Below are 25,961 nucleotides of genomic sequence, written 5' to 3'. Positions count from 1 at the left end.
CCCTGTGGGTTCGATAACCAGGTAGAGCCTCGCGCCCCACTCAATTGATTTTATAGCGGCGACGTAACCCACGCAGGCCAAAGCTGATCCATGGCCACAGCAGCGCGCTGACCAGGGCCGGCAAGACCAGCGCCAGGGTGGGTTGGCGGTTACCGGTCAAGGCACTGAGCCACAGTTGCACCAACTGGGCCAGGCCGAAGATCACCAGGATCACCAGGCACTGCTGCCACATCGGGAACATGCGCAGGCGTTGCTGCAACGACAGCACCAGGAAGGTAATCAGCGTGAGAATCAAGGCGTTCTGGCCAAGCAGCGTGCCATACATCACGTCTTCAGCCAGCCCCAGGCACATGGCCGTGACCATCCCGACCTTGTGCGGCAAGGCCAGGGCCCAGAAGGCCAGCAGCAGGGCCAGCCACAGCGGGCGCAGGATTTCCATGAACTGCGGCATCGGCGAAACGCTGAGCAGCATGCCGATGGCGAAGGTCAACCAGACCATCCAGCCATTGCGCGAATGAGTACCGGCCATTATTGCGCCCCCTGTCGAGTGGTTGCCGGCGCCGGAGCCGTCGCCGCTGGCTTGACTGGCCGAGCAGGCTGGGCCACCGGTCTGGCAGGTGTTGCCGTAGTGGGCGCGGCGGGTGCACCGGGGCCCGCCACTGGCGCTGCCGGGGCCGCCGGTTTGGGTACGGTTGCCGGGATAATCGGCGTGGTGGCGCCGTCTTGTTTTTCCTGCGCTTCCTGGGCCTGGGCGGCTTCGTTGGCACGTTCTTCCGGCGTGCGTGTGTCACTGAACACCAGCAACAGGTAGCGGCTACGGTTCAGCGCGGCCGTGGGCACGGCGCGGACAATCGCGAACGGCTGGCCGGAATCGTGGATCACTTCCTTGACCGTCGCCACCGGATAGCCCGCCGGGAACCGCTGGCCGAGGCCGGAGCTGACCAGCAGGTCGCCTTCCTTGATGTCGGCGGTGTCCGCCACATGCCGCAGCTCCAGGCGCTCCGGGTTGCCCGTGCCACTGGCAATCGCCCGCAGGCCATTGCGGTTGACCTGCACCGGAATGCTGTGGGTGGTGTCGGTCAGTAGCAGCACACGGGAGGTATAGGGCATCAACTCCACCACCTGGCCCATCAGGCCACGGGCATCGAGCACCGGCTGGCCCAGGACCACACCATCGCGCTCGCCCTTGTTGATGATGATGCGATGGGTGAAGGGGTTGGGGTCCATGCCGATCAACTCGGCCACTTCGACCTTTTCGTTGACCAACGCGGACGAGTTGAGCAACTCGCGCAGCCGCACGTTCTGCTCGGTCAGGGCCGCCAGCTTTTGCATGCGCCCCTGCAACAGCAGGTTTTCGGTCTTGAGTTTTTCGTTCTCGGCCACCAGTTCGGTACGGCTGCCAAACTGGCTGGCCACACCTTGCCATAGCCGTTGCGGCAGGTCGGTGATCCAGTAGGACTGCATCAAGACCAGCGACATCTGGCTACGCACTGGCTTGAGCAGTGTGAAACGGGCATCGACCACCATCAGCGCGACCGATAGCACGACCAGCACCAACAAGCGCACGCCCAATGAGGGGCCTTTAGTGAAGAGCGGTTTAATAGGCCGCTCCTCCCGGGCAGATATTCTCTTTATTCATACGGCATCAAACCGGCCTGGATGCAGATTGAAGAAGATAAACGCCAACAGGCAGCACTGCAAAGTGCTGCCTGCCTGGCGAAACATGGTGCAACCAACGAGCTTATTCGCTGGAGAGCAGGTCCATGGTGTGTTTATCCATCATTTCCAGTGCACGACCACCACCGCGGGCAACGCAGGTCAGCGGGTCTTCGGCAACGATCACCGGCAGACCGGTTTCCTGGGCCAGCAACTTGTCGAGGTCGCGCAGCAAGGCGCCACCACCGGTCAGCACCAGGCCACGCTCGGCGATATCGGAAGCCAGTTCCGGCGGCGACTGCTCCAGCGCGCTTTTGACCGCCTGAACGATGGTGGCCAGGGACTCTTGCAGAGCTTCCAGCACTTCATTGGAGTTCAGGGTAAAGGCACGTGGCACGCCTTCGGCCAGGTTGCGACCGCGAACATCGACTTCGCGCACTTCGCCGCCCGGGTAAGCGGTGCCGATTTCCTGCTTGATGCGCTCGGCGGTGGATTCGCCGATCAGGCTGCCGTAGTTACGACGCACATACGTGATGATCGCTTCGTCGAAGCGGTCGCCGCCCACACGCACGGACTCGGCATACACCACGCCATTGAGGGAAATCAGGGCGATCTCGGTAGTACCACCACCGATATCCACCACCATCGAACCGCGCGCCTCTTCAACCGGCAGGCCGGCGCCGATGGCAGCCGCCATTGGCTCTTCGATCAGGAACACTTCGCGGGCACCGGCGCCAAGGGCCGATTCACGGATGGCGCGACGCTCCACCTGGGTGGATTTGCACGGTACGCAGATCAGCACACGAGGGCTGGGCTGCAGGAAACTGTTTTCGTGAACTTTGTTGATGAAGTACTGCAGCATCTTCTCGCAGACGCTGAAATCGGCGATCACGCCGTCTTTCATCGGACGAATGGCGGCAATGTTGCCAGGTGTGCGGCCGAGCATGCGCTTGGCCTCGGTGCCCACGGCAACGACACTTTTCTGATTACCATGGGTCCGAATGGCCACAACCGATGGCTCATTCAGGACGATACCGCGCTCGCGCACGTAAATAAGGGTGTTGGCAGTGCCCAGGTCGATGGAAAGATCGCTGGAAAACATGCCACGCAGTTTCTTGAACATGGGAAAGGGACCCTAGGCAACGCGTGGGTAAAAAAGTGCGGCAAACTCTAACAACGACAGGGATTTTGGGCAAGGCGCCAATGTGCTAAATTGACCGACTTTCTGTGCACCTAACCCCACAATCGCGGCCTTATGACCGTAGAAATGCGGTAGTGTTCCGACAATCTAACACACGGATAGCTTCCGTTCTGTTTTCCACTGGAGAATCCCATGGCGCTTGAACGCTCCGACGTGGAAAAAATCGCTCATCTGGCCTGCCTGGGCCTCAATGAAGCCGATCTTCCACAGACCACCGCAGCCCTGAACAGCATTCTCGGGCTGGTCGACCAGATGCAAGCGGTGAATACCGATGGCATCGAACCCCTGGCCCACCCACTGGAAGCCAGCCAGCGCCTGCGCGCAGACGTCGTGACCGAACGCAATAACCGCGAGGCCTACCAGTCCATCGCACCTGCGGTCGAGAACGGCCTGTACCTGGTTCCGAAAGTCATCGACTAAAGGGAAAGAGCCTGCAATGCATCAATTGACTCTGGCCGAGATCGCCCGCGGTCTCGCCGACAAAAAGTTTTCTTCCGAAGAGCTGACCACGACCCTGCTGGCGCGTATCGCCGCGCTGGACCCGAAGGTCAACAGCTTCATCAGCCTCACCGAAGAGCTGGCCCTTAGCCAGGCCAAGGCCGCCGACGCCCGTCGCGCCAACGGTGAAAGCGGCGCGCTGCTGGGTGCGCCAATCGGTCACAAGGACCTGTTCTGCACCCAGGGCATCCGCACCAGCTGTGGCTCGAAGATGCTCGACAACTTCAAGGCGCCCTACGACGCCACCGTGGTCGCCAAGCTGGCCGAAGCCGGGGCCGTGACCCTGGGCAAGACCAACATGGACGAATTCGCCATGGGCTCGGCCAACGAATCGAGCTACTACGGCGCGGTGAAAAACCCGTGGAACCTGGAGCATGTGCCCGGCGGTTCGTCCGGTGGCTCGGCTGCCGCCGTGCCCCCCCGCCTGCTGCCGGCCGCTACAGCCACCGATACCGGCGGCTCGATCCGCCAGCCCGCCGCCTTCACCAACCTCACCGGCCTGAAACCGACCTACGGGCGTGTTTCCCGCTGGGGCATGATTGCCTACGCGTCCAGCCTCGACCAAGGCGGCCCCCTGGCCCGCACCGCCGAAGACTGCGCAATATTGTTACAAGGCATGGCCGGCTTCGACGCCAAGGACTCCACCAGCATCGACGAACCGGTGCCGGACTACAGCGCCAGCCTCAATACCTCGCTCAAAGGCCTGCGCATCGGCGTGCCGAAAGAGTATTTCAGCGCCGGCCTCGACCCGCGTATCGCCGAGCTGGTGCATAACAGCGTCAAGGAACTGGAAAAGCTCGGCGCGGTGATCAAGGAAATCAGCCTGCCGAACAACCAGCACGCGATCCCTGCGTACTACGTGATCGCCCCGGCCGAAGCCTCGTCGAACCTGTCGCGCTTCGACGGCGTGCGTTTCGGCTATCGCTGCGAAGACCCGAAAGACCTCACCGACCTGTACAAACGCTCCCGTGGCGAAGGTTTCGGCGTGGAAGTGCAGCGCCGCATCATGGTCGGCGCCTACGCCCTGTCGGCTGGTTACTACGACGCGTACTACCTCAAGGCGCAAAAGATCCGACGCCTGATCAAGAACGACTTCATGGCCGCCTTTAATGAAGTCGACGTGATCCTCGGCCCGACCACGCCGAACCCGGCCTGGAAGATTGGTGCCAAGACCGGCGACCCGATCGCCGAGTACCTGGAAGACCTCTACACCATCACCGCCAACCTCGCGGGCTTGCCGGGCTTGTCCATGCCTGCCGGTTTCGTCGACGGGCTGCCGGTGGGCGTGCAGTTGCTCGCCCCGTATTTCCAGGAAGGCCGCCTGCTCAATGTGGCGCACCAGTACCAGTTGAACACTGACTGGCACACTCGCACCCCTACCGGCTTCTGAGGAGAACACTATGCAATGGGAAGTTGTGATCGGGCTGGAGATTCACACCCAGCTCGCCACCCAATCGAAGATTTTCTCCGGTAGCGCCACCACGTTCGGCGCAGAACCCAACACCCAGGCCAGCCTGGTAGACCTGGGCATGCCTGGCGTATTGCCAGTGCTGAACCAGGAAGCGGTGCGCATGGCGGTGATGTTCGGCCTGGCGATTGACGCCCAGATCGGCCAGCACAACGTGTTTGCGCGCAAGAACTACTTCTACCCGGACCTGCCCAAGGGCTACCAGATCAGCCAGATGGAGTTGCCGATTGTCGGCAAGGGCTACCTGGATATCCCCTTGGAAGACGGCACGATCAAACGTGTCGGCGTGACCCGCGCGCACCTGGAAGAAGATGCCGGCAAGAGCCTGCATGAAGAATTCAACGGCGCCAGCGGCATCGACCTGAACCGCGCCGGCACGCCGCTGCTGGAGATCGTGTCCGAGCCGGATATGCGCAGCGCCAAGGAAGCCGTGGCCTACGTCAAGACCATCCACGCGCTGGTGCGCTACCTGGGCATCTGCGACGGCAACATGGCCGAAGGTTCCCTGCGTTGCGACTGCAACGTGTCGGTACGGCCAAAAGGCCAGGTCGAGTACGGCACCCGCTGCGAGATCAAGAACGTCAACTCGTTCCGCTTCATCGAAAAGGCGATCAACACCGAAGTCCGGCGCCAGATCGAATTGATCGAAGACGGCGGCAAGGTGATCCAGCAGACCCGCCTGTACGATCCGAACAAGGACGAAACCCGCGCCATGCGCAGCAAGGAGGAAGCCAACGACTACCGTTACTTCCCCGACCCGGACCTGCTGCCGGTGGTCATCGAGGATTCGTTCCTCAATGACGTGCGCGCGACCCTGCCGGAATTGCCACCGCAAAAACGCGAGCGCTTCCAGGCGCAGTTCGGTCTGTCGGTATATGACGCCAGCGTCCTGGCGTCGAGCCGTGAGCAAGCCGACTACTTTGAGAAAGTCGTGAGCATCGCCGGTGACGCCAAGCTGGCGGCCAACTGGGTCATGGTTGAACTGGGCAGCCTGTTGAACAAACAGGGCCTGGAAATCGACGAAGCCCCGGTCTCGGCCGAACAACTGGGCGGCATGTTGCTGCGCATCAAGGACAACACCATCTCCGGCAAAATCGCCAAGACCGTGTTTGAGGCCATGGCCAGCGGTGAAGGCAACGCCGACGAGATCATCGAGAAGCGCGGCCTCAAGCAAGTCACCGACAGCGGCGCGATCTCGGCCGTGCTCGATGAAATGCTGGCGGCCAACGCCGAGCAGGTCGAACAATACCGTGCGGCGGATGAAGCCAAGCGCGGCAAGATGTTCGGCTTCTTTGTGGGCCAGGCAATGAAGGCCTCCAAAGGCAAGGCCAACCCGCAACAGGTCAACGAATTGCTCAAGAGCAAGCTCGAAGGCTGATAGCAATGAATGGTCCGAGCTGGATTTTACTTGCGACTCGGACCCCATGTGGGAGCGGGCTTGCTCGCGATGGCGGAGTGTCAGTCAATGTATTTGGCGACTGATTCACCGCTATCGCGAGCAAGCCCGCTCCCACATTTGTAATGGGGACACCTTGAAAATGAAGCGTCTACTCGGCCTCTGCGCCCTGTTCTCCCTGCTCACCGGCTGCGCCAGTGGCCTGGTCGACCCCAACGGCTACGACGAAACCGGCACCGCGTCCTACTACGGCGCCAAGCACCACGGCAAGAAAACCGCCAGCGGTGAACCCTTCAACCAACACGCCCTGACCGCCGCCCACCGGCGCCTGCCATTCGGCACGCGGGTGCAGGTCACCAACCTGGCCAATGACAAATCCGTGGTGGTGCGCATCAATGATCGCGGCCCGCATACCCGTGGCCGGCTGATCGATCTTTCACGCAAGGCTGCCGAGCAGTTGGGTATGCTGCGCAGCGGAACCGCGCGCGTGCGCGTGCAAGCCCTGAGCAACTGACTGACGGAGCCCTGACCATTTTCGGATTAAGCGCCCTTTCGCCCATCAGCCTGATTGAACTGATCGGCGGCCTGTTGCTGCTGATTGCCGGCGCCCAAGTGCTGGTACGCGCCGCCGTGCGCCTGGCCGCCAGCCTCAAGGTCAGGCCGCTGATCATTGGCTTGAGTATCGTGGCCTTTGGCAGCAGCGCGCCGCAAATCGCCGTCAGCCTGCAGGCCACCCTGGCGGGCAATACCGATATTGCCGTGGGCAGCGTGATCGGCAGCAGCATCTTCAATATCCTCGTGACCCTGGGCCTGTCGGCGCTGATCATTCCCCTGCGCGTGTCGCGGCAACTGGTGCGCCTGGATATCCCGGTGATGATCGGCGCCAGCCTGCTGCTGTTTATTCTCGCCAGCGATGAACAACTGACCCCCATTGACGGCCTGACCTTACTCGCGGCCCTGCTCGCCTACCTCGGCCTGTTGCTGTACCAGACCCGCCATTCACGCCGCCCACGCACCCGGGCCACGGTCGTGCAGGCGCCCTGGTTAAGCAGTTTGCTATGGATGCTCGGCGGGCTCGTGCTGCTGGTGCTCGCCGGGCATCTGGTGCTGGGAGCCGCAGTGGATGTGGCCAGCGACCTGGGCCTGTCCGAGCGGGTGATCGGCCTGACCATCGTCGCCGTCAGCACCTCCCTGCCGTGCCTCGCCACCTCGCTGATTGCCGCCCTGCGCGGCGAGCGGGAAATTGCGGTGGGCAACGTGATCGGCAGCAACCTGTTCAACCTGTTGGGGGTGCTGGGTTTTACCGCGCTGGTGGCGCCGTCGCCCTTGTCGGTGTCGCCCAACGCCCTGGATTTCGACCTGCCGGTAATGCTCGGTGTTGTCGCGTTGTGCCTGCCGGTGTTCTACACCGGCTACCGCATCACCCGCGCCGAAGGCTTGCTGCTGCTGGGGCTGTACCTGGCGTACGGGCTGCATGTGGTGTCCTTCACCACCGGCATGCCGCTGGCCAACAAGCTGGAACAACTGATGTTGTATTACGTCCTGCCAGCGCTGGTGGCTTTCCTGCTGCTCACCTCGCTGCGAGCCTGGCGCCGCCAACACCACAAGAGGGAATCGCAATGACCGATCAACCGAAATCCGGCGTGCAAATGCGTCGCCAGGTCATGGGTGATGTATTTGTCGACCGCGCGTTGGGCAATGCCACCGAATTCACCCAGCCGTTGCAGGACTTCGTCAACGAACATGCCTGGGGCGGGGTGTGGAACCGTGAAGGCCTACCGCTGAAGACCCGCAGCCTGATCACCCTCGCGGCATTGACCGCCTTGAAGTGCCCGCAGGAGCTCAAGGGCCATGTGCGCGGCGCGCTGAACAATGGCTGTACGGTCGAAGAAATTCGCGAGGCGCTGCTGCACTGCGCGGTGTATGCCGGCGTGCCGGCGGCGATTGATGCGTTTCGGGCGGCGCAGGAAGTGATTGAGGCGTATCAGCCGGCCCCGCAGTGACTGTTAGATTGCTATCGCGGGCAAGCCCGCTCCCACACTTGAAGGTGTTCACCGCTCAAAAATGTGGGAGCGGGCTTGCCCGCGATTGGCCCTGAAGAACACTACTGATTTCAGATCCAGCCACCCGCCTGCAACACGAAAATCCCGATATTGGTGGTCAGCGCCGCCATCAGTGTGGTGATCACGATAATCGCCGCCGCCAACTCATGGTTGCCCTGGGCCGCACGGGCCATGACAAAACTGGCAGCGGCCGTCGGCGCGCCGAAATACAAAAACAGGATCCCCAATTCCGGCCCGCGGAACCCGTACAGCCAAGCGCCGGCAGTCGCCAACAGGGGCAGCCAGATCATCTTCATCAGGCTGGCGCTCAGGGCAATGTCGCCGCTTTTACGCAGGGCAGCCATGGACAAGGTGCCGCCGATGCAGATCAACGCCAATGGCAATGTGGTATCTGCCAGGTATTGCCCGGACTTTTCCAGCCAGCCGGGCAAGCCAATCTGGAAATACGCGAAGGGCGTGGCCGCAATCACGCTGATGATCAATGGGTTGGCCAGCACGCTTTTGCAGATACTCCACGGATCGGACTTGATCACCGGGCTGTAGACCGCCAGCACGATGGTCGACAAGGTGTTGTAGAACAGGATCACCAGGGCGGCGAGGATCGCGCCAAGGGAAATCCCGTAGTCGCCGTACATACTGGCCGCCAGTGCCAGGCCAATCACCCCGTTGTTACCGCGAAACGCACCCTGGGCATAAATGCCCCGGTCCTCACGCGGGCAACGGAAAATCGCCCAGCCCCAGGCCAGGGCAAAGCCGACCAACGTCGCAACAGAGAAATAGATCAGCAGGGCGGGCTTGAGCGCCGAATGCAGGTCGGCGTGCAGAATTCCCAGAAACAGCAACGCCGGCATGGTGACGTTGAACACCAGGGCCGATGCAGTGTGGATAAAGTTGTCGTTGATCCAGTTGATGCGCTTGAGCAAGGCCCCCAGGAACAGCATGGCAAACACCGGGGCGGTGATGGTCAGGGTTTGCAGGAAGATTGCCAGCATGCCGGGGAGAACCTTGGGTGAGCGTCGGTAGGTGGCTAATGATAAGCCATACAGCCAAGCGCCGCCTGAGAGAGCGCTTTCGCGAGCAAGCCCGCACACATTTTGACCGTATTCCTACAGGGTAGACGCGGTCGAATGCAGGCATCTCGAAGTCATTTTTAGCAAGCGCCTTGACGTAGGAAATTATTCCTCTACTCTCTCAATAACTGTATATACATACAGTTATCAAGGAAGATTCCTACGACATAGCAAGGAGCTAACATGTCAGAACTTGAATCGGTCATTACCCGCAAAACCCTCCCCTCCCTGCGCTTTGAAGGCGGCGAGCACACCGCCATTGGCGATGACACCCAGCTGCGTTTCGTGCAGGGCGCGCCCGCTATTCCGGGCGCGCAAGTCCAGCTTCACCTGCCCAACGGCCTGGCCCTGACCTATGGCCAGATCATCTCCCTGGGCGGTGACTTCTACGGGATTCCCGGCCAACCCATCAGTGACGGTGCATCACCCGCCGAGCGCGTGCAGCGTTTCACCGCCGCCTTCAACTCGCTGGCAACTTTGCCTGCGTCGCGCGAGGAAGCGGGCAAAATCCTCGCGGTGATGCAAAAGGAGATCAACGCGGTGAAGCAGGCCATCCAGGAGGGCAAGCAGCCTCATGAGGCCTATGACGCCCTAGGAGATACGTTGTCCGAAGAGTGGAACCGCATCACCGGCGGCGGTAGCGTCGTTTCCGCGATGGTTCCGTTGGGGCGCTACCTGAAGCTGGCGGCCGACAATGCCGACCATTTTGGCGAATGGGCACTGTCTGCCTATCTGGCCGGGCATACCGCCGCCCTGCAACAAGCGGTGGTAGCTCACCAAAGCGGCAGTGGCCAGCAACTGGAGCTGGCTTATGCCATGAACAGCTTTGCTGATCACTTCTTGACCGACCTGTTTTCCGCCGGGCACCTGCGCGTGCCGCGCAAGCAACTGGCCGCGGTGGTGACACCGGGTGAACTGGGGTCGTTGATCAGTCGCTTTATGCATGATGAAGACAGCAAGTTCGGGCTCAATGTACGCAATGCCCTGGGCGACCAATGGCATGCCTATGGCGACAAGCGCTATTTCGATAGCAACGACGCCGCCAACCGCACCCAGGTCAAACGTGCGGTGCAGGCTTCGGCTGATGAGATTTTCGAGGCGTATACCAGCGGTATCGCGCCCTCCCCGGCCACGTTCAAGGCACCGCTGCATGTGCCGGACCTGAATGCAGCGAACAATCCGGCGAATAACTTTTCGCCGCTGTTCAAGGCCGAGGGCGACAAGGTGTTGCGGCGCAAGGACGTCAACAACCTGAATGACAAGCAGTGGACCAATGATTGGTGGGGGTGGAGTACGTATTTGTTGCTTAAGGATTACACGCCAAACAAGCCGCAGCCCTAACTAAACAACAGGAAAACAGGCGCGACGAACTCCATACCGTTCGTCGCTACTGTTAATTCTGACAGTAGCCCATTTTTGCCCCCCCTCCTACCGTGCAGTTGATCCCCAGAAACCAGCTGAGCCTGCATCCAGGTGCGCTGGCAGGCCGGGAATCCCGCTACAACTTTTTAATTTTTATTGAGGTGCACTATGGCGAACAAAGTAAAAGTTGGAATTGCCCACAAGAAGGGGGAAAAGCGTCATTTCGAGAGCGATTGTAGCTGCCTTCCCAATATTGGTGACGAAATAGTGGATCCTATCGCGGGCTTGGTAATCGTCCGGCGCAAGATTTGGAATTTCGACGACCCGGATGCCAACCTTGTTACTTTTGATACAGAAGCGTCCCCATATCCCCCCATTTAAATAATCTGGTCCCTGCTTACCCCCGCTGCGCCTGCGCCTCTTCATGAGCCTGGCGTAGCCGCTCCCGACTATTGGTCAAATGCAGCTGCATCGCCGCCCGCGCCACCTCCGAATCCTGGCAGGCAATCGCCTCATCAATCTCTTCGTGCTCGCGGCTCAGGCGGCTTATGTAATGCTGCAGGTCAGCATGGGCCAGTTGTACAACCATCGTTCTGCCGGCCTTTCCCGTGCTTTAAATCGCGCAAAAAAATACCCCGGCCAAGGCCGAGGCATTTTCAACACTCACCCGTAGGCTTGTGTTCCGTTACTTCACCACTTTCAAGCTCGGCCGGCCGCTAGGGCGCGGTGGCTCGGAATCAGGTGGCGGCAGATCATCTTCAATTTCAATCGCTTCGTCGTCTTCAAGGGACGACTCCAGATCAAACACCATGCCCTGGCCATTCTCCCGGGCATAAATGCCCAGGATCGCGCCGATGGGCACATAGAGCGTATGGGGTACCCCACCAAAACGCCCTTCAAAGCTGACCGCTTCATTGTCCATGTGCAGTTGACGCACGGCACTGGGCGAAACGTTCAGGACAATCTGCCCGTCACTGGCAAAACCTTGTGGCACCTGTACCGCAGGGAACTCGGAATTGACCAGCATGTGCGGGGTGCAATCGTTGTCCACAATCCACTCGTAGAGCGCGCGGACCAGGTAAGGTCGACTGGAGTTCATCAACGGCTCCTTAAGCCTTAGCGCATATCGCGTTCGACGCCAGACAGACTTGCCTGGAAAGCCTCACGCGCAAACTGGCGCTCCATGTAATCAAGCAGCGGCTTGGCAGGCCGCGGCAGTTCAATGCCCAGAATCGGCAAACGCCAGAGTATGGGTAATAGGCAGCAATCCACCAGGCTTTGTTCCTCGCTGAGGAAAAAAGGTTTATCGGCGAACAATGGAGAAACGCCGGTCAGGCTCTCGCGCAATTCCTTACGCGCCTGCACACGGGCAGCTTCTTTGCTGCGTGTATCCAGAATCAGATCCACCAGCCCACACCAGTCGCGCTGGATCCGATGGATCAGCAGGCGGCTGTTGGCACGCGCCACCGGATACACCGGCAGCAAAGGTGGATGGGGGTAACGCTCATCCAGGTATTCCATCACCACGGTTGACTCCCACAACGCCAGGTCACGATCGACCAGGGTGGGCAAGCTGCCGTAAGGGTTCACTTCGATCAGTTTCGGTGGATGACGCCCCACCTCCACACTGATGATCTCGGCGCTGACACCCTTCTCTGCGAGCACGATGCGTACTCGGTGGGAATAGTGGTCGGCGGGGTCGGAGTAACAGGCCAACCGGTTGGTCACGCCCATGGCGGTCCTCCTCGCTTGTTGAAATTATCGAAAGCTCAAAAACGAGCGCGCCCAGAGGGCATCTCTCGTAACACCTGGATCAACCAGAGCGTTACCCGTTCAGAGACGTCGCTGGGCGCGCAAGATTAACAGCAATTGCCTAAGGTTGGATCAATGCACATCCTTCCAGTATTCACGCTTGAGCAAATAAGCGAATACGAAGAAGAAAGCCAGGTACAACAACACATAGGTGCCGATGCGCTGGTGTTCCAGTTTGACCGGGTTGGCGGAGTACGCCAGGAAGGTCACCAGGTTCTTGACCTTCTCGTCGAACTGCTCCTCGTTCAGCGCGCCGCTCTTGGGCACGATGGTCAGTTGATCACAGGCCTCATGGGTCAACGGCGTGCCGGTCAGTGGGTCGTATTGCTTCTTGCCGTTTTCAACGACTTGAACCTGTTTGCAGCCTACCACCTGGCGCCCTTGCAGGCCGACCAGCACGTTAGGCATACCCACGTTAGGGAAGACCTTGTTGTTCACGCCCCAGGGGCGCGTAGGGTCTTCGTAGAACGACTTCAGGTAGCCATACAGCCAGTCGGTGCCACGGACGCGCGCCACCAGGGTCAGGTCAGGCGGTGCAGCCCCGAACCAGGCCTTGGCATCGGCCGGTTGCATGCCGATGTTCATGTGGTCGCCAATCTTGGCACCGGTGAACACCAGGTTGCTGAGCATCAGGTCGTGAGGGATGCCCAGGTCATCGGCAACGCGCTCGTAACGCTGGAACTTGGCGCTGTGGCAGCCCATGCAGTAGTTGGCGAACGTACGGGCGCCGTCTTGCATGGCAGCCTTGTCAGAAACGTCAATGTCGACTTTTTCCAGCTCGGCGCCTGCACCGGACGCCAGGGACAGGGCCGGCAGGGCAGCAAGAATCAATGCAGCGAATAATTTTTTCATCAGCCAGTCACCCTTTCCGGAACCGGTTTTGTCTTCTCGAGCCGGGTGTAGAACGGCATCAGAATGAAGTAGGCGAAGTACAGGAAGGTGCAGACCTGCGACAGCAACGTACGGCCAGGGGTCGGCGCCAGTACGCCCAGCACGCCCAGGATCACGAACGAAATGCAGAACACCCACAGCCAGATCTTGCTCAGCCAGCCCTTGTAGCGCATGGACTTGACCGGGCTACGATCGAGCCACGGCAGCACAAACAGCACGGCAATGGCTGCCCCCATGGCAATGACGCCCATGAGCTTGTCGGGGATCGCCCGCAAAATGGCGTAGAACGGCGTGAAGTACCAGACCGGGGCAATGTGTTCCGGGGTCTTGAACGCGTTGGCCTGCTCGAAGTTAGGTTTTTCGAGGAAATAGCCACCCATTTCCGGGAAGAAGAACACGATCGAGCAGAAGACGAACAGGAACACCACAACGCCGACGATATCTTTCACGGTGTAGTAAGGGTGGAATGGAATGCCGTCCAGCGGAATGCCGTTCTCGTCCTTGTGTTTCTTGATGTCCACGCCGTCCGGGTTGTTTGAACCCACTTCGTGCAGCGCCAGGATGTGCAGCACCACCAGGCCGAGAATCACGATCGGCAAGGCCACCACATGCAAGGCAAAGAAGCGGTTCAGGGTGATGCCCGAAATCAGGTAGTCACCACGGATCCACTGGGTCAGGTCGTTACCGATGACCGGGATCGCACCAAACAGCGAGATGATCACCTGGGCGCCCCAGTAGGACATCTGGCCCCACGGCAGCAGGTAGCCCATGAAGGCCTCTGCCATCAGCGCCAGGTAGATCAGCATGCCGAACACCCATACCAGCTCACGCGGCTTCTGGTACGAGCCGTAGAGCAAGCCACGGAACATGTGCAGATAGACCACGATAAAGAACGCCGAAGCGCCGGTGGAGTGCAGCAGGCGCAGGATCGAGCCGTACTCGACGTCGCGCATGATGTATTCGACGGAGGCAAACGCTTCTTCCGCCGACGGGGTGTAGCTCATGGTCAGCCAGACACCGGTAACGATCTGGTTGACCAGAACCAGCAATGCCAGGGAGCCAAAGAAATAGAAGAAGTTGAAGTTCTTCGGCGCGTAATACTTGCTGAGATGGTCTTCCCACATTTTGGTGGCGGGGAAGCGCGCATCCACCCAATCCATGAACTTGCTCATTACGCGCTCTCCTTATCGACACCAATGACAATAACGTCGTCAGATTCGTAGTTGTGCGGCGGAACCGGCAGGTTCAACGGGGCAGGCTGGGACTTGTAGACGCGACCGGCCAGGTCGTAGTGGGAACCGTGGCAAGGGCAGAAATAGCCGCCAACCCAGTCCTTGCCCAAGTCCACAGGCGCGACTTCCGGGCGGAAGGTCGGCGAGCAGCCCAGGTGGGTGCAAAGACCGACCAGCAGCAGAATCTCTGGCTTGATCGAACGCGCTTCGTTTTGGGCGTAGGCGGGCTGGTCGGAATTCTTGGACTCGGGGTCAGACAACTGGCCCTCGATCTTCTTCAGATTCCCCAGGATTTCCTCGGTACGACGAACGATGAATACTGGCTGGCCGCGCCACTCAGCAATCATCTGCTGGCCTGGCTCGATCTTGCTGACATTCACCTTCACCGGTGCACCTGCGGCTTTCGCCTTGGCACTGGGAAACCATGACCCCACGAACGGGACCGCAGCCCCCACCGCTCCTGCAGCACCCACCACGGATGTGGCTGCTACCAAGAAGCGACGCCGGCCTGCATTCACGCCGTCATTGCTCATTCAGTCCTCTCCCATCAGCTTTTTGGCCTGTTAAATCAGGCGTCTACTAAGTATTAAATCTGAACTTATAAAAATTTTGCCGAATGGTAATGAAAAGCCCCACCTCTGACAAGGTAATTACCCGCAGCCTAGCCTCCAAGCCTTGTAGTATAGGGGGTCTACGGATGTGGCAAGTTGTCACACAGAAAAAACCTACATAAAACACGGACCATAAAAAACGCCCAGCTCCGTGAGGAGGCTGGGCGTTTTTGTGGAACGTAAAACGAATTAACGCTTCGAGTACTGCGGACGCTTACGCGCTTTACGCAGACCGACTTTCTTACGTTCAACTTCACGGGCATCACGAGTCACGAAGCCAGCTTTGCGCAGAGCGCCGCGCAGGGTTTCGTCGTACTGCATCAGAGCGCGAGTGATACCGTGGCGGATTGCGCCAGCCTGACCACTTACACCGCCACCGATAACGGTGACGTAGATGTCGAACTTTTCAACGGTCTCGGTCAGTTCCAGCGGCTGACGAACTACCATGCGGGCAGTTTCGCGGCCGAAGAAGTTGTCCAGAGTGCGGTTGTTGATCGAGATGTTACCAGTGCCCGGACGCAGGAAAACGCGTGCGGTTGCGGTTTTGCGACGGCCAGTGCCGTAATTTTGAGTCGCCGACATAATGAACTATTCCGTTAAAACTTCAGTTCTTGGGGCTGCTGAGCAGCATGAGGGTGAGCAGCGCCCGCATAGACTTTCAGCTTGCGATACATGTCGCGACCCAGTGGGCCCTTCGGCAGCATACCTTTAACCGCGATCTCGATCGGGGCTTCAGGCTTCTTGGCAATCAGGCCTTCAAAGTTCGAAGACTTGATACCGCCTGGGAAACCGGAGTGACGGTAGTACATTTTGTCGCTTGCTTTGTTGCCGGTTACACGAACCTGCTCGGCGTTGATGATTACGATGTAGTCACCGGTATCAACGTGAGGGGTGTACTCAGGCTTGTGCTTGCCACGCAGACGGCTGGCGACTTCAGTGGCCAGACGACCCAGGGTCTGACCAGCGGCGTCGACGACAAACCAGTCGCGCTGAACTGTTTCCGGTTTTGCAGTAAAAGTTGTCATTCTTTAATAGCCTCAGGGGCCGCCCTGTAAATTAGACGGCGGATCTTACTGAATAGTGCGTACTTTGACAAGTCAAAGGCAGCCGGATACAGACGCTATCGGGGGCTCGGGTCAGCGCGTCCGTTCAACGGCAAGATTCTTCGGCAGGCGGCGCATCACTTCCACTGCAGAAAGAGGTGGGCAATTATGCAGATTGCGAAAAAAAATTCAACCTGCTTTTATGATTGTTTTCCCCAAAGGAGTACCCGATGGATTATCGAAAGCTGGGCCGGACCGATCTGAACGTGAGCGCGATCTGCCTCGGGACCATGACCTGGGGCGAGCAAAACACCGAGGCAGAGGCCTTCGCCCAGATTGAGCGGGCCAAAGGCGCAGGGATCAACTTCCTCGATACCGCAGAAATGTACCCGGTGCCGCCCAAGGCCGACACCTACGCCACCACCGAGCGCTACATCGGCAATTACTTCAAGAGCCGTGGCGACCGCGCCGACTGGATCCTCGCCAGCAAGGTCGCAGGGCCCGGCAACACCATCGACTATATCCGCGACGGCCAGCTCAAGCACAACCGCAAGCACATCGTCGACGCGCTGGACGCCAGCCTCAAGCGCCTGCAGACCGACTGGATCGACCTGTACCAGTTGCACTGGCCGGAGCGCAGCACCAACTTCTTCGGGCAACTGAGCTACAAGCACCAGGAAGAGCCCGACCTGACGCCGCTGGAAGAAACCCTCGAAGCCCTCGACGAGCAGGTCAGGGCCGGCAAGATCCGCCATATCGGCCTGTCCAATGAAACGCCGTGGGGCACCATGAAGTTCCTGGCGCTGGCCGAGGCCCGTGGCTGGACCCGCGCGGTGTCGATCCAGAACCCCTACAACCTGCTCAACCGCAGCTTTGAAGTGGGCCTGGCAGAGATCGCCATCCGTGAGCAGTGTGGCTTGCTGGCCTATTCACCCCTGGCGTTCGGCATGCTCAGCGGCAAGTACGAAGGCGGCGCACGGCCGGCCAAGGGGCGCCTGAGCCTGTACAGCCGCTTCAGTCGCTACTTCAACCCGCAATCGGAAGCCGCGTGCAGCCGCTATGTGGCCCTGGCCCGCGAGCACAACCTGGACCCGGCGCAGATGGCCCTGGCGTTTGTGACGCAACAGCCATTCGTGACCAGCAATATCATCGGGGCGACGACGCTTGCGCAGCTGGACAGCAATATCGCCAGTGCCGGGCTGAAGCTGTCGAAAGAGGTGTTGGAGGGGATTGAGGCGATTCAGAAGGATCATCCGAACCCTGCGCCTTGATTGACCTTTAGGCCGCCATCGCGGGCAAGCCCGCTCCCACATTTGAATGTATTCACAGATCAAAGGTGGGAGCGGGCTTGCCCGCGATGGGGCCCTCAAAAGCACCAGAGATTCAAAGCGCCCGCGCAATGATCTCCTTCATGATCTCATTGGTCCCCGCATAAATGCGCTGCACCCGCGCATCCGCCCAGGCCCGGGCGATCGGGTATTCCCACATATAGCCGTAGCCGCCGTGCAACTGCACACACTCGTCGAGCACCTTGCATTGCAGGTCAGTGGTCCAGTATTTGGCCATCGCCGCCGTGGGCACATCCAGCTTGCCTTGCAGGTGCTGCTCCAGGCACTTGTCGACAAAGACCCGGCCGATCTGCACCTCGGTGGCAATCTCCGCCAGCTTGAAGCGGGTGTTCTGGAAGTCGGCAATCGCCTTGCCAAACGCTTTGCGCTCGCGGGTGTAGTCCAGGGTCCATTGCAACGCCGCTTCGGCCGAGGCCAGGGCGCCAATCGCCACGGTCAGGCGCTCCTGGGGCAGCTCCTGCATCAGGTAGGCAAAGCCCATCCCGGCCTGGCCCAGCAGGTTCTCCTTGGGCACCCGCACGTCCTGGAAGAACAGCTCGGAGGTGTCCTGGGCCTTCATCCCCACCTTCTCCAGGCGCTTGCCCTTATCAAAGCCCGGCGTATCGGCCTCGACCAGGAACAGGCTGGTGCCCTTGGCGCCGGCCTTGGGGTCGGTCTTGGCGACCACGATCACCAGGTCCGCCAGGAAACCATTGGTAATAAAAGTCTTGGAGCCGTTGATCACGTACTCATCGCCATCCAGCACGGCGGTGGTCTTGACCCCTTGCAGGTCCGACCCGGCCCCCGGCTCGGTCATGGCAATGGCCGTGACCATCTCCCCGGAAACGAGCTTGGGCAGGTACTTGTGCTTCAGCGTCTCGCTGCCGTAATGCAGGATATACGGCGCAACAATGTCCGAATGCAGGGAGAAGCCGATCCCGGTCAGGCCCAGGCGGCCGATCTCTTCGATCACCACGGTGCTATAGAGAAAGTCCGCACCCAGGCCACCGTATTCTTCCGGCAGGTGCGAGCACAGCATCCCCGCCTCCCCCGCCTTGCTCCACAGGGCACGATCAATATGGCCCTGCTTTTCCCATTGCGCATGGAACGGCACCGCGTCTTTTTCGAGGAAGGTGCGCACGCTCTGGCGGAAGAGTTCGTGCTCGGAGCTGAACAAGGTTCTGGGAATCATGGGGCACCTGCGTCGATGGTCAGACAAAAACAAGATCACAGAGCCTAAGCTGCACGGCTGTCACAGGACACTGGACACATGCGACAAAAAATAAGACGATCCAGCCGTTAGTTGACCACTTTCCCCTATAAGAATAATCGAAATTATGTCTAGCCTTGTCTCCACGCCCCTGCGGCGCGTCAGCATTTTGGCCATTGATCGGGTGTTTGCCTCCACCCTCATGCAAGCCAAGGATTTTTTCCACCTCGCCAGCCTGCGTTACGGCAAACAGCAAGGCCTGGGCCTCACGCCGGCCTTTGAAACCCGCCTGGTGAGCCCCGACGGGCAATCGGTCTGCAGCTTCAGCGATGTGATCATGCCGGTGGACGGCGGCCTGGAAAACGCCGACATCATCGTGTTGCCGGCCTTCTGGGATGACTTCGACGCCCTGAGCAAGCGCTACCCGCAGATCCTGCCATGGCTGCGCGAGCAACATGCGCGCGGCGCGGTGCTATGCGGCGAGGCCACTGGTGTCTTTTGGCTCGCCGAAGCCGGCCTGCTCGATGGCAAGGAGGCGACCACGTACTGGCGCTTCTTCAATGCGTTCAGCGAGCGCTTCCCCAAGGTCCAGCTCAACCAGGACAAACACCTGACCGACGCCGACAACCTGTACTGCGCCGGCGGCACCACGTCGGCCTGCGACCTCTATATCTATCTGATCGAGCGTTTCTGCGGCGCCAATATCGCCCAGGCCGTGGCCCGCGACATTCTCTACGAAGTGCAGCGCAGCTACGCGCCGGGACGCATCGGCTTTGGTGGGCAGAAGCTGCACCAGGACGTGATCATCCTGCAGATCCAGCATTGGCTTGAGGAGCACTTCGCCGACAAATTCCGCTTTGAAGACGTGGCCCGCGAACACGGGATGAGCATCCGCAACTTTATGCGGCGCTTCCAGACGGCGACCGGCGACAAGCCGCTGCATTACCTGCAACGGCTGCGGATCGAGACGGCCAAGGGCTTGCTGTCGGGCAGCCGCAAGAGCATCAAGACCATCAGCTATGAGGTGGGGTATGACGATGCGAGCTTCTTTGCGCGGCTGTTCAGGCAGCACACGGAGTTATCGCCGAACCAGTATCGCCAGCAGTTCCAGCAGGCCGCCTAACTAAAGCCGGGCACAATCAAATGTGGGAGCGGGCTTGCTCGCGAATGCGGTGTGTCAGTTAACGAATAAGTCGACTGATACACCGCATTCGCGAGCAAGCCCGCTCCCACATTTTGGTTCGGTGTTTGCCTAAGGCTTGTGCGCTCGCGCCAGGAACTCGTGGGACTGCATCTCCAGCAAGCGGCTCAGGGTTCGTTGGAACTCGAAGTTCAAGCGCCCCCCGGTGTAGAGGTCCTTGAGTTCGACTTCGGCCGAGATGATCAGCTTGACGTTACGGTCATAGAACTCATCGACCATGTTGATAAAGCGCCGGGCGATGTCGTCGGTGGTGACACTCATCTGCTCGACACCGCTGAGGATCACGGCATGGAAGATCTTGCCCAGTTCGATGTAGTCGTTCTGGCTGCGCGGGCCGTCGCACAGTTCGCGGAAGTCGAACCAGGCCACGTCGTCACAGGTACGCAGGGCCATGATCTGGCGATTTTCGATCATCAACTTATCGTTTTCCACGGCCTGGGTGCATTCCGGCGTCAGCGCGCGGAAGCTCTTGCGCAGGCTTTCGTGGGCCGCTTCATCAAGGGGAAAGTGGAACAGCTCCGCCTGTTCGAGGTGGCGCAGGCGGTAATCGACGCCGCTGTCGACGTTGACAATATCGGTGTGCTGCTTGATCAGGGCAATGGCCGGCAGGAAACGCGCACGCTGCAGGCCGTCCTTGTACAGGCCGTCGGGCACGATGTTCGAGGTGGCGACCAGGGTCACGCCGTTCTTGAACAACTCTTCCATCAGGGTGCCGAGAATCATCGCGTCGGTGATATCGGACACGAAAAACTCATCGAAACAGATCACCCGCGCTTCCTGGGAAAAACGCTTGGCGATGATGGTCAGCGGGTTCTTCTCGCCGTGCAGGGTCTTCATCTCTTCGTGCACGCGCTTCATGAAGCGGTGGAAGTGCGTGCGCGACTTTTCCTTGAACGGCAGCGCTTCAAAGAAGGTATCGACCAGGTAGGTCTTGCCGCGACCCACGCCGCCCCAGAAGTACAGGCCCTTGACCGGCACCTGGTCTTTCTTGCCAAACAGCTTGCTGAGCATCCCTGGCTTGCTCTGGGAGGCGGCGACCAGGTCTTCGTACAGGCGCTGCAAGTGACGCACTGCCGTTTCCTGGGCAGCATCATGAAAGAAGTCGGGGCGCTTCAGATCAGCTTGATATCGTTCTAGGGGCGTCATAATTTCGTTAGCAAGGCAACAAAAACGGGCCGTCACTGTAACGACGGCCCCGGATAATGGCAATCAACCCTTGGTCGGGTCAGTCCTCGATGGGCGTCAATGCCACGCGCACAGCGTCGATAGCCGCATCCCGCGCGGCACTGTCGGCAAAGGCCGGGCTGTCGGCGACACAGGCGCCTTCAAGCCACACGCTGAAGCCCAGGGCTTCACTGCGCACATCCAGCGCCTGGCCGGACTGCAACTGCTTGGTGACAGCACCCGCTGCCTTGCCGTCGGCAAAGTTGCGCGACAGCAACAGTTGCTCACCATCGGCCGCCAGCAGGCGGAAGCGGAAGCTGCCGTCGTCTTCACGGAAGCTGACAAAGCGCGCGGCCTTGACGGCCTTCTTCTTGGTGCTGGCCACCTCGGTGGACGGGTTGACGAACGAGCGCAGGCCCACGGCTTCGCGCAGCTCTTGCAGGAATGGCGCGGCGACGGCACGGGCTTTATTGGCACCGACCAGCAGTAGGTCTTCCATATCCGAAGGGCGCGCCATCAATTGATGGTAACGCTCGCGGGCTTCGCCCAACTGGCCATCCAGCAGTTGGAACAGACGGTTCTTCGCCTCGCCCCAGCCCAGGCCATCGAGCAGTTCGCTGCGCAGCTGTTGTTCCTGCTCAGGGGTGGCGAACGCCTGGTACAGAGTGAACAGGTGCGAGTTGTCTGGGTCCTTGGCCTCACCGGGCGCGCGGGAGTCGGTGACGATCCGCGAGATCGCGTCCTTCATGTCCTTGGCGGTGGTGAACAACGGGATGGTGTTGTCGTAGCTTTTCGACATCTTGCGCCCATCCAGGCCCGGCAAGGTGGCAACGCTTTCTTCGATCAACGCCTCGGGCATGGTGAAGAACTCTTTGCCCTTGCCGAACAGGTGGTTGAAGCGCTGGCCGATATCCCGGGCCATTTCCACGTGCTGGATCTGGTCGCGGCCGACCGGCACCTTGTGGGCGTTGAACATCAGGATGTCCGCCGCCATCAATACCGGATAGCTGTACAGGCCCATGCTGATCCCGGCATCCGGGTCTTCGCCGTTTTCCAGGTTCTTGTCCACCGAGGCCTTGTAGGCGTGGGCGCGGTTGAGCAGGCCCTTGGCGGCAACGCAGGTCAGCAGCCAGGTCAGCTCGGGAATTTGCGGGATGTCGGACTGGCGGTAGAAAGTCACCCGGTCGACATCCAGGCCACCGGCCAGCCAGGTCGCGGCGATTTCCATGCGCGAGCGCTGGATGCGCTGCGGGTCATCGCACTTGATCAGGGAATGGTAGTCGGCCAGGAAGTAGAACGAATCGGCATTGGCATCCTGGCTGGCGAGGATCGCCGGGCGGATGGCCCCCGCGTAGTTGCCCAGGTGCGGGGTGCCGGTGGTGGTGATGCCGGTGAGGATACGGGTACGAGTCGTCATGGGTAATCGCTTATCAGACTGCTATCAATTTGAAAGGCGCGGCAGCACCAGATCCTTGAGATCGGTGAGCTTGCCATGAAAAAAGTGTCCACATTCTGCCACTTTCAGCAGTTCATGGGGGCGTTTGAGGGCCGCGGACCAGTCGTAGACGGTCTGCGGGTCGACCACTTCGTCGGTTTCCGGCTGGATAAGGGTCAACGGGCAGTCCTGTGGCAGCACGTCCTCATCCCGCAAACGCATGACCGCCGCCGCCACCATGAACAGATGCGCGAGTTTTTCGCCCTTGGCCTCCAGGCGCCCGCCCAGGCTTGCGGCCACAAATCCACCGAACGAGAAACCCAGCAACGTGATGGGCAGGCCCGGGTGTTTTTCACGCAGCCAACTGGCGGCGGCTTCGGCATCGTCCACTTCACCGGTGGCCATATCGTGGGTACCCGCGCTGGCACCGACGCCACGGTAATTGAAACGCAAAGTAATCAAACCGGCATCACGGGCGGTGCGTTGCAGGGTCGAGACGACTTTATTGAGCATGGTCCCACCCTGCACCGGGTTGGGGTGGCAGATCAGCGCCAGGCCACGTGGCTCGGGGTGATCCAGGTACAAGGCTTCCAATTGGCCTACCGGGCCATCGATCAAAACAGGGGTTTCACGCATGAGCAAGGAATGAACTCCGTGACCTCTCAAGGGGTCGACTCGTCTAGCTAAAAGTCTGTGCATGGCATCATTGCGAGCTTAATCGCGGTATACAGCGCAGGTCCGAGCCGTTAACGTAAAGCAAAGCCGTTTATAGAGGAAGGACTCGTGGAACACTCGCTCTTAGTTTGGTTGTTGCCGACTCTTGCCCTGGTTGCCGGTGTCGCCATTGGATTCCTGGTTGCTCGCCTGCTGCCGAATGCCGCGCCTAACCGCACGCAGCGTCAGTTGGATGACATCCAGGAACGTTTTGACAGTTATCAGAACGAGGTTGTTACCCACTTCAACAGCACCGCGTCCCTGGTCAAGAAACTCACCCAAAGCTACCAGGAAGTACAGGATCACCTCGCCGATGGCGCCAACCGCCTGGCCCTGGATGACATCACCCGCCAGCGTCTGCTGGCCGCGCTGCATTCCGATGCCACGCAAGCCCCACGAGAACGCCTGACCCCGCCCCGGGAAAACCAGGAGCCACCCCGGGACTACGCGCCAAAGACGCCGAACGCCCCCGGCATGCTGGATGAGCATTACGGCTTGAAGAAGTAAGTCGTTTTCAAGCCCTACAAAAAGCCCGGCTGATTGATGATCAGCCGGGCTTTTTGTTGGAACTGGACCGGCAGAACAATGGAGATCCAATGTGGGAGCGGGCTTGCTCGCGATAGCGGTGGGTCAGTCAGCACATTTGGCACCTGATACACCGCCATCGCGAGCAAGCCCGCTCCCACACAAGCCCACTCACCGGACCACCCAAGTCCAGTTCAGCGGCGTACCGGGCGCTTCTGCAACTTGCGCTGCAAGGTCCGGCGGTGCATGCCCAGGGCGCGGGCGGTAGCCGAGATATTGCCTTCGTGCTCAGTCAACACGCGCTGGATGTGTTCCCACTGCAGGCGGTCCACCGACATCGGGTTTTCCGGCACCAGAGTGTCGAGGTCGGCGTGCTCGGAAAGCAGCGCGGCCAGCACGTCATCGGCGTCGGCCGGCTTGCACAGGTAGTTGCAGGCGCCGCGCTTGATCGCCTCGACAGCGGTGGCGATGCTGGAATACCCGGTGAGGATCAGCACGCGCATTTCCGGGTCCAGCTCCAGCAACTTGGGCAACAGCACCAGGCCCGAGTCCCCGTCCATTTTCAGGTCCAGTGCCGCGTAGTCCGGCAGGTCGGCCTGGGCGATGGTCAGGCCTTCTTCGGCGGAACCTGCGGTGCTGACGCGAAACCCGCGACGGCTCATGGCTCGCGCCATCACGCGGGTAAAGGTGGCATCGTCATCTACCAGCAACAGGTGCGGCAGTTCTTCGCCTTCGACTTGGATCTCGTCACTCATCGATGTCTCCTCGTGCAGCACGGGGCAGGCGCAGCTCGGTGAGCGTGCCGCCTTCCTCATGGGGGTAAAGTTTCACCGAGCCGCCAGCGCGGGTTACGCTGGCCTTGCTCAAGAACAGGCCCAGGCCGAAGCCCTTGCCCTTGGTGGTAAAGAATGGCTTGCCGATCTGCTCGGCAATGGCCAACGGCACACCCGCGCCGTGGTCGCGAATGCTGATGGTGAGGTTTTCCCAATCCCAGTCCAGTTGCACTTCCAACCCTTCCGGGCAGGCGTCAGCTGCATTGTTCAACAGGTTCAGCAGCGCCTGGGTCAGATCCGGCGGTGGCGCCATGCGTGGCACTGTGCCCTGCCCCAGCAGGTGAAAACGGTAACTGGCTTCGGGCCGCATCAAGTGCCAGCGGTTCAGGGCTTCGTCCAGCCACTGGGTGACGTCTTGCATATCCACCGCCAGGCGCCGGTTGGCTTCAGCGGCGCGCACCAGTTGTTGCAAGGTCTGCTTGCACTGCTTGACCTGTTCCTGCAACACACCGAGGTCGTCTTGCAACGCCGGATCGTGATGGTCCTGGCGCATTTCCTTGATCAGCACGCTCATGGTCGCCAACGGTGTGCCCAACTCATGGGCCGCGCCAGCGGCCTGGGTGGCCACGGCCAGCAGTTGCTGGTCGCGCAGGCCTTCTTCGCGGCGGATGGCGCGCAGCTCTTCCTGGCGCCGCAGCTCTTCAGCCATGCGCGCGGCGAAAAAGGTGATCACCGCCGCCGACAGCGCGAAGCTCAGCCACATGCCGTAGATCTGCAGGTTTTCCCGGGCGATCGGGAAGGTTTCCAGGGGGTAGAACTGCGCCAGCAACAAGGTGTACAGCGCCAGGGCGATACCCGACAGGATCACCGAATAGCGCCATGGCAAGGTCACGGCGGCGATGGTCAGCGGTACCAGGTAATAGGAGACGAAGGGGTTGGTGGAGCCCCCGGAGAAATACAGCAACACACTGTGGATAAACAGGTCGCAGGCCAGTTGCAGGGCGTACTCCAACTCGGTCACCGGCCAGGTGGTGCGCAGGCGGATGGCCGTGAACACACACAGCACCGTGGAAAAGGCCAGGGTCACCCACAGTTGCAGCCAAGGCAGCGGCAGCAGTTCAAACCAGTAGGCGAGCCCGACGGAACCGGCCTGTGCGGCCAGCACCAGGGTGCGGATAAACGTCAGGCGCCAGAGGTTCTGGCGAGTGGCGGAAGTCAGTTTTACGGGGGCGAGCATGAGCTCTCCTGATGAGCGCTCCAGGCGGATCGCAGCAAGTATAAACGAAGCGACGGTACAGGCAGCGCGTC

Annotated in this window: 28 protein-coding genes and 1 pseudogene; 11 read left to right on the top strand and 18 right to left on the bottom strand. The window is 60.3% G+C overall.

Annotation, left to right across the window (positions count from 1 at the left end; genetic code table 11):
- Positions 1-40: 40 nt before the first annotated feature.
- The 3 genes from mreD to mreB all read right to left on the bottom strand — a co-directional run bounded on the left by mreD (position 41) and on the right by mreB (position 2,779).
- Positions 41-529 (bottom strand): rod shape-determining protein MreD, encoded by a 489-nt coding sequence (gene mreD / locus AO268_RS00605; protein ID WP_029291827.1) that lies wholly within the window; start codon positions 527-529, stop codon positions 41-43.
- Positions 529-1,602 carry a rod shape-determining protein MreC gene (gene mreC / locus AO268_RS00600; RefSeq protein ID WP_099167577.1) on the bottom strand — a complete coding sequence of 358 codons (1,074 nt, stop codon included), beginning with the start codon at positions 1,600-1,602 and terminating at the stop codon, positions 529-531. Before mreC ends, mreD begins: the two co-directional genes overlap by 1 nt.
- Positions 1,603-1,741: 139 nt before the next feature.
- Entirely contained in the window at positions 1,742-2,779 is a 1,038-nt protein-coding gene (gene mreB, locus AO268_RS00595; RefSeq protein WP_002555108.1) for a rod shape-determining protein MreB, read from the bottom strand.
- 210 nt (positions 2,780-2,989) lie between these two features.
- Here mreB and gatC point away from each other — a divergent pair, with 210 nt between their 5' ends.
- From gatC to AO268_RS00565, 6 genes are all read left to right on the top strand, one after another.
- Positions 2,990-3,277 carry an Asp-tRNA(Asn)/Glu-tRNA(Gln) amidotransferase subunit GatC gene (gene gatC / locus AO268_RS00590; RefSeq protein ID WP_003216077.1) on the top strand — a complete coding sequence of 96 codons (288 nt, stop codon included), beginning with the start codon at positions 2,990-2,992 and terminating at the stop codon, positions 3,275-3,277.
- A gap of 16 nt (positions 3,278-3,293) precedes the next feature.
- Positions 3,294-4,745 (top strand): Asp-tRNA(Asn)/Glu-tRNA(Gln) amidotransferase subunit GatA, encoded by a 1,452-nt coding sequence (gatA, locus tag AO268_RS00585; RefSeq protein WP_099167575.1) that lies wholly within the window; start codon positions 3,294-3,296, stop codon positions 4,743-4,745.
- A gap of 10 nt (positions 4,746-4,755) precedes the next feature.
- On the top strand, positions 4,756-6,201 hold the full coding sequence (gene gatB / locus AO268_RS00580) for an Asp-tRNA(Asn)/Glu-tRNA(Gln) amidotransferase subunit GatB (RefSeq protein ID WP_076964019.1): 1,446 nt from the start codon (positions 4,756-4,758) through the stop codon (positions 6,199-6,201).
- A gap of 160 nt (positions 6,202-6,361) precedes the next feature.
- The gene (locus AO268_RS00575; RefSeq protein WP_076964020.1) at positions 6,362-6,733 is read left to right on the top strand and encodes a septal ring lytic transglycosylase RlpA family protein; all 372 of its coding nucleotides are present in this window, start codon (positions 6,362-6,364) and stop codon (positions 6,731-6,733) included.
- 59 nt (positions 6,734-6,792) lie between these two features.
- The gene (locus AO268_RS00570; RefSeq protein ID WP_169900988.1) at positions 6,793-7,842 is read left to right on the top strand and encodes a calcium/sodium antiporter; all 1,050 of its coding nucleotides are present in this window, start codon (positions 6,793-6,795) and stop codon (positions 7,840-7,842) included.
- On the top strand, positions 7,839-8,222 hold the full coding sequence (locus AO268_RS00565) for a carboxymuconolactone decarboxylase family protein (protein ID WP_076964022.1): 384 nt from the start codon (positions 7,839-7,841) through the stop codon (positions 8,220-8,222). Before AO268_RS00570 ends, AO268_RS00565 begins: the two co-directional genes overlap by 4 nt.
- 110 nt (positions 8,223-8,332) lie before the next feature.
- On the opposite strand, the gene AO268_RS00560 is transcribed toward AO268_RS00565, so the two are convergent.
- Positions 8,333-9,274, bottom strand: coding sequence for an AEC family transporter (locus AO268_RS00560; RefSeq protein ID WP_076964023.1), 942 nt, complete (start codon positions 9,272-9,274; stop codon positions 8,333-8,335).
- 261 nt (positions 9,275-9,535) lie between these two features.
- On the opposite strand from AO268_RS00560, the gene AO268_RS00555 reads away from it, so the two are divergent.
- Both AO268_RS00555 and AO268_RS00550 read left to right on the top strand, forming a co-directional pair.
- On the top strand, positions 9,536-10,693 hold the full coding sequence (locus AO268_RS00555) for a phospholipase (RefSeq protein WP_099167571.1): 1,158 nt from the start codon (positions 9,536-9,538) through the stop codon (positions 10,691-10,693).
- Positions 10,694-10,882: 189 nt separating this feature from the next.
- Positions 10,883-11,095 (top strand): hypothetical protein, encoded by a 213-nt coding sequence (locus tag AO268_RS00550; RefSeq protein WP_076964025.1) that lies wholly within the window; start codon positions 10,883-10,885, stop codon positions 11,093-11,095.
- 16 nt (positions 11,096-11,111) lie between these two features.
- Here AO268_RS00550 and AO268_RS00545 read toward each other — a convergent pair.
- The 8 genes and pseudogenes from AO268_RS00545 to rplM form a co-directional block, all read right to left on the bottom strand.
- Positions 11,112-11,294: pseudogene (locus tag AO268_RS00545) on the bottom strand (GntR family transcriptional regulator); the annotation flags it as partial.
- A gap of 105 nt (positions 11,295-11,399) precedes the next feature.
- Positions 11,400-11,813 carry a ClpXP protease specificity-enhancing factor gene (locus AO268_RS00540; protein WP_057438071.1) on the bottom strand — a complete coding sequence of 138 codons (414 nt, stop codon included), beginning with the start codon at positions 11,811-11,813 and terminating at the stop codon, positions 11,400-11,402.
- Positions 11,814-11,830: 17 nt separating this feature from the next.
- Positions 11,831-12,448 (bottom strand): glutathione S-transferase N-terminal domain-containing protein, encoded by a 618-nt coding sequence (locus AO268_RS00535; RefSeq protein WP_027604841.1) that lies wholly within the window; start codon positions 12,446-12,448, stop codon positions 11,831-11,833.
- Between the two features lie 150 nt (positions 12,449-12,598).
- Positions 12,599-13,378 carry a cytochrome c1 gene (locus AO268_RS00530; RefSeq protein ID WP_076964027.1) on the bottom strand — a complete coding sequence of 260 codons (780 nt, stop codon included), beginning with the start codon at positions 13,376-13,378 and terminating at the stop codon, positions 12,599-12,601.
- Complete coding sequence (locus AO268_RS00525; protein WP_076964028.1) at positions 13,378-14,589, bottom strand: cytochrome b; 1,212 nt, start codon at positions 14,587-14,589, stop codon at positions 13,378-13,380. Before AO268_RS00525 ends, AO268_RS00530 begins: the two co-directional genes overlap by 1 nt.
- Positions 14,589-15,182: a ubiquinol-cytochrome c reductase iron-sulfur subunit gene (petA, locus tag AO268_RS00520; protein WP_076964029.1), complete on the bottom strand. Its 594-nt coding sequence runs from the start codon at positions 15,180-15,182 to the stop codon at positions 14,589-14,591. Before petA ends, AO268_RS00525 begins: the two co-directional genes overlap by 1 nt.
- Positions 15,183-15,449: 267 nt before the next feature.
- Positions 15,450-15,842 carry a 30S ribosomal protein S9 gene (gene rpsI, locus AO268_RS00515; protein ID WP_003171743.1) on the bottom strand — a complete coding sequence of 131 codons (393 nt, stop codon included), beginning with the start codon at positions 15,840-15,842 and terminating at the stop codon, positions 15,450-15,452.
- A 14-nt stretch (positions 15,843-15,856) separates the two neighbouring features.
- Positions 15,857-16,285: a 50S ribosomal protein L13 gene (rplM, locus tag AO268_RS00510; protein WP_029291908.1), complete on the bottom strand. Its 429-nt coding sequence runs from the start codon at positions 16,283-16,285 to the stop codon at positions 15,857-15,859.
- A gap of 248 nt (positions 16,286-16,533) precedes the next feature.
- On the opposite strand from rplM, the gene AO268_RS00505 reads away from it, so the two are divergent.
- A complete protein-coding gene (locus AO268_RS00505; protein WP_099167569.1) occupies positions 16,534-17,574 on the top strand; it encodes an NADP(H)-dependent aldo-keto reductase in 1,041 nt (346 codons plus the stop codon).
- A 112-nt stretch (positions 17,575-17,686) separates the two neighbouring features.
- Here the strand turns inward: AO268_RS00505 and AO268_RS00500 are convergent, their stop codons facing one another.
- Positions 17,687-18,823, bottom strand: coding sequence for an acyl-CoA dehydrogenase family protein (locus AO268_RS00500; protein WP_076964031.1), 1,137 nt, complete (start codon positions 18,821-18,823; stop codon positions 17,687-17,689).
- A gap of 220 nt (positions 18,824-19,043) precedes the next feature.
- Between AO268_RS00500 and AO268_RS00495 the strand changes: the two genes are divergently transcribed.
- Entirely contained in the window at positions 19,044-19,964 is a 921-nt protein-coding gene (locus AO268_RS00495) for a GlxA family transcriptional regulator (protein WP_169866093.1), read from the top strand.
- Positions 19,965-20,093: 129 nt separating this feature from the next.
- Here the strand turns inward: AO268_RS00495 and zapE are convergent, their stop codons facing one another.
- The 3 genes from zapE to AO268_RS00480 form a co-directional block, all read right to left on the bottom strand.
- Positions 20,094-21,188: a cell division protein ZapE gene (zapE, locus tag AO268_RS00490; RefSeq protein ID WP_099167567.1), complete on the bottom strand. Its 1,095-nt coding sequence runs from the start codon at positions 21,186-21,188 to the stop codon at positions 20,094-20,096.
- 79 nt (positions 21,189-21,267) lie between these two features.
- On the bottom strand, positions 21,268-22,623 hold the full coding sequence (locus AO268_RS00485; RefSeq protein WP_099167565.1) for a tryptophan--tRNA ligase: 1,356 nt from the start codon (positions 22,621-22,623) through the stop codon (positions 21,268-21,270).
- 24 nt (positions 22,624-22,647) lie between these two features.
- Complete coding sequence (locus AO268_RS00480; RefSeq protein ID WP_076964035.1) at positions 22,648-23,277, bottom strand: alpha/beta hydrolase; 630 nt, start codon at positions 23,275-23,277, stop codon at positions 22,648-22,650.
- Positions 23,278-23,424: 147 nt separating this feature from the next.
- Here AO268_RS00480 and AO268_RS00475 point away from each other — a divergent pair, with 147 nt between their 5' ends.
- Positions 23,425-23,862 carry a YhcB family protein gene (locus AO268_RS00475; RefSeq protein ID WP_076964036.1) on the top strand — a complete coding sequence of 146 codons (438 nt, stop codon included), beginning with the start codon at positions 23,425-23,427 and terminating at the stop codon, positions 23,860-23,862.
- A gap of 212 nt (positions 23,863-24,074) precedes the next feature.
- Here AO268_RS00475 and AO268_RS00465 read toward each other — a convergent pair whose 3' ends face one another.
- Both AO268_RS00465 and AO268_RS00460 read right to left on the bottom strand, forming a co-directional pair.
- Complete coding sequence (locus tag AO268_RS00465; protein WP_029291924.1) at positions 24,075-24,635, bottom strand: response regulator transcription factor; 561 nt, start codon at positions 24,633-24,635, stop codon at positions 24,075-24,077.
- On the bottom strand, positions 24,628-25,890 hold the full coding sequence (locus AO268_RS00460; protein WP_076964037.1) for an ATP-binding protein: 1,263 nt from the start codon (positions 25,888-25,890) through the stop codon (positions 24,628-24,630). The genes AO268_RS00465 and AO268_RS00460 overlap by 8 nt, the downstream gene beginning before the upstream one ends.
- Positions 25,891-25,961: the final 71 nt, after the last annotated feature.

The sequence above is a fragment of the Pseudomonas sp. ICMP 8385 genome (assembly GCF_002699915.1).
Taxonomy (GTDB): Bacteria; Pseudomonadota; Gammaproteobacteria; order Pseudomonadales; family Pseudomonadaceae; genus Aquipseudomonas; species Aquipseudomonas gessardii.
The sequence above is the reverse complement of the archived record's forward strand: the minus strand, read 5'-3'. Positions and strand labels throughout refer to the sequence as shown.

What these genes read in the sequence shown, in the direction of transcription:
- mreD (WP_029291827.1), bottom strand. Translation starts at nt 529, where the DNA reads ATGGCCGGTACTCATTCGCGCAATGGCTGGATGGTCTGGTTGACCTTC.
- mreB (WP_002555108.1), bottom strand. Translation starts at nt 2,779, where the DNA reads ATGTTCAAGAAACTGCGTGGCATGTTTTCCAGCGATCTTTCCATCGAC.
- gatC (WP_003216077.1), top strand. Translation starts at nt 2,990, where the DNA reads ATGGCGCTTGAACGCTCCGACGTGGAAAAAATCGCTCATCTGGCCTGC.
- gatA (WP_099167575.1), top strand. Translation starts at nt 3,294, where the DNA reads ATGCATCAATTGACTCTGGCCGAGATCGCCCGCGGTCTCGCCGACAAA.
- gatB (WP_076964019.1), top strand. Translation starts at nt 4,756, where the DNA reads ATGCAATGGGAAGTTGTGATCGGGCTGGAGATTCACACCCAGCTCGCC.
- AO268_RS00575 (WP_076964020.1), top strand. Translation starts at nt 6,362, where the DNA reads ATGAAGCGTCTACTCGGCCTCTGCGCCCTGTTCTCCCTGCTCACCGGC.
- AO268_RS00565 (WP_076964022.1), top strand. Translation starts at nt 7,839, where the DNA reads ATGACCGATCAACCGAAATCCGGCGTGCAAATGCGTCGCCAGGTCATG.
- AO268_RS00560 (WP_076964023.1), bottom strand. Translation starts at nt 9,274, where the DNA reads ATGCTGGCAATCTTCCTGCAAACCCTGACCATCACCGCCCCGGTGTTT.
- AO268_RS00555 (WP_099167571.1), top strand. Translation starts at nt 9,536, where the DNA reads ATGTCAGAACTTGAATCGGTCATTACCCGCAAAACCCTCCCCTCCCTG.
- AO268_RS00550 (WP_076964025.1), top strand. Translation starts at nt 10,883, where the DNA reads ATGGCGAACAAAGTAAAAGTTGGAATTGCCCACAAGAAGGGGGAAAAG.
- AO268_RS00540 (WP_057438071.1), bottom strand. Translation starts at nt 11,813, where the DNA reads ATGAACTCCAGTCGACCTTACCTGGTCCGCGCGCTCTACGAGTGGATT.
- AO268_RS00535 (WP_027604841.1), bottom strand. Translation starts at nt 12,448, where the DNA reads ATGGGCGTGACCAACCGGTTGGCCTGTTACTCCGACCCCGCCGACCAC.
- AO268_RS00530 (WP_076964027.1), bottom strand. Translation starts at nt 13,378, where the DNA reads ATGAAAAAATTATTCGCTGCATTGATTCTTGCTGCCCTGCCGGCCCTG.
- AO268_RS00525 (WP_076964028.1), bottom strand. Translation starts at nt 14,589, where the DNA reads ATGAGCAAGTTCATGGATTGGGTGGATGCGCGCTTCCCCGCCACCAAA.
- petA (WP_076964029.1), bottom strand. Translation starts at nt 15,182, where the DNA reads ATGAGCAATGACGGCGTGAATGCAGGCCGGCGTCGCTTCTTGGTAGCA.
- rpsI (WP_003171743.1), bottom strand. Translation starts at nt 15,842, where the DNA reads ATGTCGGCGACTCAAAATTACGGCACTGGCCGTCGCAAAACCGCAACC.
- rplM (WP_029291908.1), bottom strand. Translation starts at nt 16,285, where the DNA reads ATGACAACTTTTACTGCAAAACCGGAAACAGTTCAGCGCGACTGGTTT.
- AO268_RS00505 (WP_099167569.1), top strand. Translation starts at nt 16,534, where the DNA reads ATGGATTATCGAAAGCTGGGCCGGACCGATCTGAACGTGAGCGCGATC.
- AO268_RS00500 (WP_076964031.1), bottom strand. Translation starts at nt 18,823, where the DNA reads ATGATTCCCAGAACCTTGTTCAGCTCCGAGCACGAACTCTTCCGCCAG.
- AO268_RS00495 (WP_169866093.1), top strand. Translation starts at nt 19,044, where the DNA reads ATGCAAGCCAAGGATTTTTTCCACCTCGCCAGCCTGCGTTACGGCAAA.
- zapE (WP_099167567.1), bottom strand. Translation starts at nt 21,188, where the DNA reads ATGACGCCCCTAGAACGATATCAAGCTGATCTGAAGCGCCCCGACTTC.
- AO268_RS00485 (WP_099167565.1), bottom strand. Translation starts at nt 22,623, where the DNA reads ATGACGACTCGTACCCGTATCCTCACCGGCATCACCACCACCGGCACC.
- AO268_RS00480 (WP_076964035.1), bottom strand. Translation starts at nt 23,277, where the DNA reads ATGCGTGAAACCCCTGTTTTGATCGATGGCCCGGTAGGCCAATTGGAA.
- AO268_RS00465 (WP_029291924.1), bottom strand. Translation starts at nt 24,635, where the DNA reads ATGAGTGACGAGATCCAAGTCGAAGGCGAAGAACTGCCGCACCTGTTG.
- AO268_RS00460 (WP_076964037.1), bottom strand. Translation starts at nt 25,890, where the DNA reads ATGCTCGCCCCCGTAAAACTGACTTCCGCCACTCGCCAGAACCTCTGG.